The 7,415-nt window shown below is 36.8% G+C and carries 7 protein-coding genes and 1 pseudogene; 5 read left to right on the top strand and 3 right to left on the bottom strand.

Features of this window, described 5'->3' with window-relative positions:
• Nucleotides 1-197: 197 nt before the first annotated feature.
• Nucleotides 198-746: a Uma2 family endonuclease gene (locus AFK68_RS18540; protein ID WP_094674036.1), complete on the bottom strand. Its 549-nt coding sequence runs from the start codon at nucleotides 744-746 to the stop codon at nucleotides 198-200.
• Between the two features lie 593 nt (nucleotides 747-1,339).
• Nucleotides 1,340-1,876 (bottom strand): P-loop NTPase family protein, encoded by a 537-nt coding sequence (locus tag AFK68_RS18535; protein ID WP_094674035.1) that lies wholly within the window; start codon nucleotides 1,874-1,876, stop codon nucleotides 1,340-1,342.
• A 289-nt stretch (nucleotides 1,877-2,165) separates the two neighbouring features.
• Here AFK68_RS18535 and AFK68_RS18530 point away from each other — a divergent pair, with 289 nt between their 5' ends.
• The 4 genes and pseudogenes from AFK68_RS18530 to recR all read left to right on the top strand — a co-directional run bounded on the left by AFK68_RS18530 (nucleotide 2,166) and on the right by recR (nucleotide 4,826).
• A complete protein-coding gene (locus tag AFK68_RS18530) occupies nucleotides 2,166-2,723 on the top strand; it encodes an adenylate kinase (protein ID WP_371357443.1) in 558 nt (185 codons plus the stop codon).
• Nucleotides 2,724-3,115: 392 nt separating this feature from the next.
• Complete coding sequence (rph, locus tag AFK68_RS18525; protein WP_094674034.1) at nucleotides 3,116-3,832, top strand: ribonuclease PH; 717 nt, start codon at nucleotides 3,116-3,118, stop codon at nucleotides 3,830-3,832.
• 128 nt (nucleotides 3,833-3,960) lie between these two features.
• A pseudogene (locus AFK68_RS42040) lies at nucleotides 3,961-4,148 on the top strand (ribonuclease PH); the annotation flags it as partial.
• Nucleotides 4,149-4,229: 81 nt separating this feature from the next.
• The gene (recR, locus tag AFK68_RS18515) at nucleotides 4,230-4,826 is read left to right on the top strand and encodes a recombination mediator RecR (protein ID WP_094674033.1); all 597 of its coding nucleotides are present in this window, start codon (nucleotides 4,230-4,232) and stop codon (nucleotides 4,824-4,826) included.
• A gap of 440 nt (nucleotides 4,827-5,266) precedes the next feature.
• Here the strand turns inward: recR and AFK68_RS18510 are convergent, their stop codons facing one another.
• The gene (locus tag AFK68_RS18510; protein WP_094674032.1) at nucleotides 5,267-6,874 is read right to left on the bottom strand and encodes an acyl--CoA ligase family protein; all 1,608 of its coding nucleotides are present in this window, start codon (nucleotides 6,872-6,874) and stop codon (nucleotides 5,267-5,269) included.
• Nucleotides 6,875-7,023: 149 nt separating this feature from the next.
• Here AFK68_RS18510 and AFK68_RS18505 point away from each other — a divergent pair, with 149 nt between their 5' ends.
• Nucleotides 7,024-7,386: a four helix bundle protein gene (locus tag AFK68_RS18505; protein ID WP_246844280.1), complete on the top strand. Its 363-nt coding sequence runs from the start codon at nucleotides 7,024-7,026 to the stop codon at nucleotides 7,384-7,386.
• Nucleotides 7,387-7,415: the final 29 nt, after the last annotated feature.

The raw sequence follows: 7,415 nt of genomic DNA, 5'->3' as shown, positions 1-7,415 counted from the left end.
GTATGATTATTTATATCTAAAAAAATACAAAATTTATCTAAATATAAATATTAACATTTTCTCTCTTATTGTAGAATAAATTTTACCAATAATCTTTCAAGATACACCTAAAAGTGAAAATAAAAATGATTTATGGTATCAATTTCCTTTTGAATAAATCAGGCGATCGCTAGTCTTAACAGAAAATTTTTATGTAGCTAATTTTCTGTAAAAAAACGATTAACTGAAACAGAAATATCTGGAAATGCTAAGGGATTAATTTTTCCTTGCCGAAAAATAACTTCCGACTCATAATTATCAGTTTTAGGATGTCGAAAAACATAAATTTGCTGATTTTCTACATCTACTACCCAATATTCTGAAATTCCAGCTTGTGCATAAGCTTGCTTTTTTTCTCCTAAATCATAAGCTAAAGTCGTATTAGCAACTTCTATTAACCAAAAAATATCTTCAGGATATGGATGACGTTGACGATAATTATTTCTAGGTGGACGAACAATAGTAATATCAGGTTGAGGTTCAGAATTAGAAAGAGTAATAGGATGTGCTTCTCGAATATAAGCTAACCCTTTTAGTAGAAAACGTAAATATTCAACAGTAGTTTCTGTAATTTGAGTATGTATCGGACTTTCCGGTGACATTTCTACTATTTCTCCATGCAAAAGTTCTGTCTGTCGGTCAACTAATATTCCCGTATTAATGAGATGATGATATTCTGCAACCGTCCACTTCAATAAAGTTTTCATTTGACGATAACTCTGGTAAGATTTTTTGCTGTTTAAATAACCAAAAATTGCGATGATTTATTATATTTATTATATTTATTCTACTATTCCTAAAAGTTTACTTTAACCTAATGCCATGATACACCTAAAATTTAGGCTCTTGTAGAACGAAGTGAAACCTAACAAAAACAAACAAAACCTTAGCATTTTTGGGTTTATCCTTCGGATAAGCTTCGCTAACGTTCCTCAACCCAACCTACGCTTATTTAACCATTTTAGTTATGTCGGTTTAGTAGTATTAAATTAAATTTTTAGACTGGAAATTTTCTGTTGTTACCGAAAAAGTTTCTTGTGGCATAGTTAGTAGCGATCGCCACCTTTTAATTCTTGTGATGTTAATTTAGTAACTCTCTAAAAATAACCTGAACATTCTTTTATCGAAGTCTAGACAGGGTTTGGAAACCAAACCCCTACGGAATTAATTAAGGAAAATTTATTGATAATTCCTGCTTTCTATTGACCAATAAATCAGGTCTCGAACCTCTAACTTTAGTGGTCGGTACTGATAACTGTTAACGCAGTTACGACCATAGGAGGCTAACTGTTAACTGAAATTATGGTCTATGACTACGACGAATTTCTGTAATTTGGTCTGCCATCTGCAAAATTTCTTCAGGCATATTTGGTCCAGTCAAAATTACATCTAAATTATAAGGGCGCTTTTCTAGAAAATCTAATACCTCACTCTCAGGAATTAAACCAAAATTAACTGCTAAACTTAATTCATCAAGAACTACTAACTCATATCTTCCTTCAGCTACGACTGCTTGAGTATAGCCCCACAAATCAAGTAGTGAATTTTTTTGACTTTCATCTATATCCGACGTATCAATACAACCAGGAACACCACAGCGAACCCAATCAAGATTTTGCCCTAATTGCGTTGGTTTATCGTGTCCTTGCTTAAGTCCCCCTTTGAGAAATTGTACAATCAATACAGATGTACCTTGGCCAGCTATCCTCAAAGCTTGAGCCATAACATCAGTAAAGAAATTACGTTGACCACTTGTGAATACCTGTACTAGACCAGGAATAGTATAAGGTAAATCACTAGCGACGTTTAGAGCAGGGGTTTGTAATTGTGCAACCATTATGAAAATTAAAATTGAGAAATCTATTTTTGGTACTATACTGATTTTTCCAACTACTAAGCTGGACTGAAAGCTTGCCCTAGGACAATATTCATTTTACAATATATAGTGCTTTTTTTGATTATAGAACAAATTTAACACTATATATATGTCCAAGTTTGAGGTAGTAGGGAGCAGGGAGTAGTAATTCTGGTTCGGTGGGAATAGAAAAGAAGAAAAACGATTTTACCTCACTAACTTGAGAAATGCTATATACAAGATATATATATAGAACAGTCAATTGTACATTGTGGTGAGACTAATAATTTTAGGTGGTCCAGGTGCGGGGAAAGGAACTCAAGCAGAATTACTATGTCAGTATCTACAGATTCCTTTGATTTCTATTGGTAATATACTCAGGGAGGCGATCGCTACTCAAACAACATTAGGCCAAGTGGCACAACCTTATGTGGAAAAGGGAGATTTAGTACCAGACAGGACAATGATTCAGTTTGTGCGTCAACGACTTTTAGAGTCTGATGTTAGTGAGGGTTGGTTAATGGATGGTTATCCTAGAACAGCTTTTCAAGCAGAGGAATTACATTTTTTGTTAGATGACTTGGGGCAAAAATTAGATTGGGCAATTTATTTAAAAGTGTCTGAGGAAAAATTTATGAGTAGATGTTTAGAGCGAGGGCGTACTGATGATAATCCAGAAATTATGCAGCGTCGGGTAGATTTATTTTATGAGCGTACTATTCCAATTTTGGAATATTATCAATATCGCAAAACATTACTTACTATTGATGGGGAAAAATCAGTAACTCAAGTTCAAGAACAAATCTTAGAGAAACTTAATTCTGAGTAATTAGTTATTATTTGTCAATATTTAATTTTTAGATGATCTAAACTTTACCAATTGATAATTAATCGAATCTAGGTTTAAAGCCTCTATTTTTACAGAGAAAAAAGAAATAAGATTGCCCCACTTGGTTGAATTATTTCCCTTTTAAGTAGAGGTAATTATTAATTAGAGTTTGCTGAAAAAGTCTTTTTTTAAGGAGTAGGGGAGTAGGGGAGTAATTTTTGGCTCAACTCTTACCCAAAATGCTAACTTTTTTAGCATAAAGAGCTGAAAAACAAGGTATTTTAAACCTAAAAATGCTAAAACCTTTATCTATAAATGCTTTGAGATTTAATCAGCAGAACAAGAATTATTAATTATCCATTATCCATTATTAATTATTAATTAAAAATATTATGTCTTGGCAACGTCCTGATGGTAGACAACCAAATCAATTACGACCTATCAGTTTTGAATTAGATTACACTAAATTTGCCACCAGTTCAGTTTTAACTAAGTGTGGCGAAACTAAGGTACTTTGTACTGTCACTATTCAACCAGGAGTACCAAAATTTTTGGCAGATACAGGTCAGGGTTGGTTAACCGCAGAATATAGAATGTTACCTGGTGCAACTCCCCAACGTCAACAACGAGAATTTATGAAACTATCTGGGCGAACTCAAGAAATTCAAAGATTGATTGGACGTAGTTTGAGAGCTTCTCTAGATATGAATTTATTAGGGGAACGCACCATAATAGTTGATGCTGATGTTTTACAAGCAGATGCAGGTACTCGCACTACTTCTATTACTGGGGGGTTTGTGGCAATGGCAAATGCTATTAGCAAATTAATAGACAAAGGAGAGTTAGAGCGATCGCCTATTGTGCATCAAGTTGCTGCTGTGTCAGTAGGGTTATTGGAGGGGGAACCTTATTTAGATTTGAATTATACTGAAGATGTAGCAGCAGAAATTGATTGTAATGTAGTGATGAATAATAAACCTGCTTTGATTGAAATTCAGGGAACAGCAGAAGCAGGTAGTTTTAGTCGTACTCAACTGAATCAAATTTTAGATTTAGCAGAAGCAGGTATTCAGGAATTATTTATTGCTCAAAGTCAAGTCATCTCCTGAGAGTATTGACTTAATACTATTCCCTATTCCCTATTCCCTATTCCCCCTGCTATAACTGATAACTGAAATGGAGGTAGTTCAAAATTTATACTCGACCTTTAGCACGATTAATTGAACAACTACAACGNATTATACTGAAGATGTAGCAGCAGAAATTGATTGTAATGTAGTGATGAATAATAAACCTGCTTTGATTGAAATTCAGGGAACAGCAGAAGCAGGTAGTTTTAGTCGTACTCAACTGAATCAAATTTTAGATTTAGCAGAAGCAGGTATTCAGGAATTATTTGTTGCTCAAAGTCAAGTCATCTCCTGAGAGTATTGACTTAATACTATTCCCTATTCCCTATTCCCTATTCCCTGCTATAACTGATAACTGAAATGGAGGTAGTTCAAAATTTATACTCGACCTTTAGCACGATTAATTGAACAACTACAACGTTTGCCTGGAGTTGGTCCTAAAACAGCACAACGTCTGGCACTACATATTATTAAGCGCCCGGAAGAGGAAATTCAAGCTTTAGCTCAAGCTTTGGTTGATGCCAGGAAAAAAGTGGGTTTATGTCAGAAATGTTTCCATTTATCTGCTGAACCTATTTGTGAAATTTGTCGTAACCCTCAACGAGATAAAGAGGTTATTTGTGTTGTCTCTGACTCCCGCGATCTAATTGCTTTGGAAAAAACACGGGAATATAAAGGTGAATATCACGTTCTGGGAGGAGTCATTTCGCCGATGGATGGTATTGGTCCCGAACAGTTGACTATTCAACCATTGGTACGGCGAGTGAGTCAGGGAAATATTCAGGAAGTGATTATTGCTATTAGTCCGAGTGTGGAAGGAGAGACTACTACTTTATATGTCGGTCAATTGTTGAGACCTTTTACAAAAGTGACGCGCATTGCTTTTGGTTTGCCCATGGGAGGAGATTTAGAATATGCTGATGAGGTGACTTTGGCGAGAGCGTTAGAGGGGCGGCGGGAATTAGACAGTTAAAAGTCAAAAGTCAAAAGTAATCAGAGTTAAAGCTAGTAGTGGACTGACACACCTTAAATGGTGCAACGCGGAAAATGGGTGATGGGGTGATGGGGTGATGGGGTGATGGGGTGATAGGGTGATGGGGTGATTACGAAAAAATCTAATGCACAGTTTTGGCTGTGTCAGTCTAGTAGGGTTGGTTATGCTGGCGCTAACCCACCGCGCTCATCATTACCGAAACATTATAAGATTTGGGGGTGCGTTACACTTCGTTAACGCACCCTACTGGACTACCCTGACCACACTTCCTTGACGCACTACCCTCTTCCCTCCTGACTCCTGACTCCTGACTCCTGACTCCTTCTTCTATCCTGCAATTGAACAACGCAGACAATTTCCTGACTCCTACCCTCACCCATAAGACTTATTCAGCACCTAATTAGCAACTACCTAAAGTGTCAGTGAATCCTTTTCTCATAACCAACCCATTCTTTTTCCCGCAATAAATATTTCTGCACTTTACCCGTAGCAGTCTTTGGCAACTCTATAAACTCAACCGCTTTCGGAACCTTAAACTGTGCCAAATTCTGCCGACAAAAATCAATAATTTCTGCTCCTGTCACAGTTTCATCAGGTTTCAAAGTCACAAAAGCTTTCGGCACCTCCCCTCGTTTCTCATCCGGGATAGCAATAACCGCCACTTCCAAAACTGCTTGATGTTTGTAAATTGCTCTCTCCACCTCAATAGTCGAAATATTCGTACCACTACTAATAATAATATCCTTGGCGCGATCGCGTAATTCCATATAACCATCAGGATACATCACTGCCAAATCTCCACTATGAAACCAACCACCGCGAAACGCCCACTCAGTCGCCTCCGGGTCATTAAAATATCCCTGCATGACATTATTACCACGCATGACAACTTCTCCCATTGTTTCTCCATCAGCAGGTATATCTTGCATATCTTTGTCTACTACCCGCAGTTGAGCAGCATGAATATAAGGCACTCCCTGTCTAGCTTTCAACTTTGCCCTTTCCGCCATTGGTAAATTATCCCAAGGTGCTTGCCATTCACAGACGCTATGAGGTCCGTAGGTTTCCGTTAAACCATAAACATGAGTAATATCTACTCCCAATTCTTCCATTGTCTGAATAATAGTAGGAGAAGGTGGCGCCCCTGCTGTGGCAACTCGCAGGGGGTGAGAAAGCTGTAATTTTTTAATGGCGCGGTCATTGGCGAGAGCAATTAATATTGTAGGAGAACCGCAGAAGTGAGTCACTCCCTCATCCATAATTAAGGAGACTACGGTATTGGGGAAAAATTTTCTCATACAAATATGAGTACCACCCACCGCAACGACTCCCCAGGTAAAACACCAACCGTTGCAGTGAAACATGGGTAAGGTCCACAAATAGACACTGTTATTATTCATGCCTAATTCCAATACTTCGCCCAAAGCATTGAGATAAGCTCCACGATGGGTATATACTACTCCCTTTGGTTGACCACTGGTGCCACTGGTGTAGTTGATAGAAATTGGTTCGTTTTCGTCTGCGAGGGGAGAAGGTAGAGGGTCTGATGTACCTGTAGTTAAAAAGGTTTCATAATCTGTTCCTGGTAATTTTTCTCCTGTTATTTCTATTTCAGTATCTACTATATTGATAATTTCTTCTACACTTTCCAACTTATCCCGCACTGATGCTACCAGGTGAGATAATTCTGTATCGACAAATAATAGACGCGCTCCACAGTTATTCAGGATGTAAGAAATATCTTTAGCAGCTAACCGAATATTAATAGCGACTAAAACTCCTCCTGCTAGGGGAACACCAAAATGTGCTTCTAGCATGGGTGGAATATTGGGGCAAAGGAAAGCTACGCGATCGCCTTTTTGTAACCCCCAATTTTTTAAGGCGTTTGCTAGTTTATTAACTCTAGTGGCAAATTGCGCATAAGTCCATCTAGAGGAACGGTAAACTATAGCATCTTTGTCACGAAATGCTGCGACACTACGTTCTAGAAAACTTTGGGGAGTCAGAAATTGAGAGGAAACTTTCATTATCAGAATTTTTGGTGAATTTAGAATTCAGAATTTAGAATTTAGAATTATTGGGAATTTAGAATAATTATCAGAATTTAGAATTATTGGGAATTTAGAATTCAGAATAATTACTCAGAATTTAGAATTTAGAATAAATAGAACCTAATATGGCTATGGCAAAAAAAGATATACAGGATAGGACTCTAAATTTTAGCATAAGAATAGTAAAGCTTTGCAAGTTTTTGAGAGAAAATGGTGGGACAGGGTATGATTTGAGTAAACAATTAATACGCTCTGGGACGAGCATAGGCGCGAATATTGAGGAAGCACAAAACGCAGAAAGTAAAGCCGATTTTATCCATAAAATGAATATTTCTCTCAAGGAAGCTAGAGAGACTAATTACTGGTTAAAAATATTAATTGCAACAGAAAAAGAACTAGAACAAAGATTACTTCCTTTATTAAATGAATCTAATGAATTAATTTCTATTCTTCATGCAATTATTAAAAATACTAAATCTCAAAATTAAAAGAATGGAGAATGCAGAATTGAGAATTT

The organism is Hydrocoleum sp. CS-953 (assembly GCF_002260545.1).
In the GTDB taxonomy this organism is placed as follows: Bacteria; Cyanobacteriota; Cyanobacteriia; order Cyanobacteriales; family Microcoleaceae; genus Trichodesmium.
The sequence above is the reverse complement of the archived record's forward strand: the minus strand, read 5'-3'. Positions and strand labels throughout refer to the sequence as shown.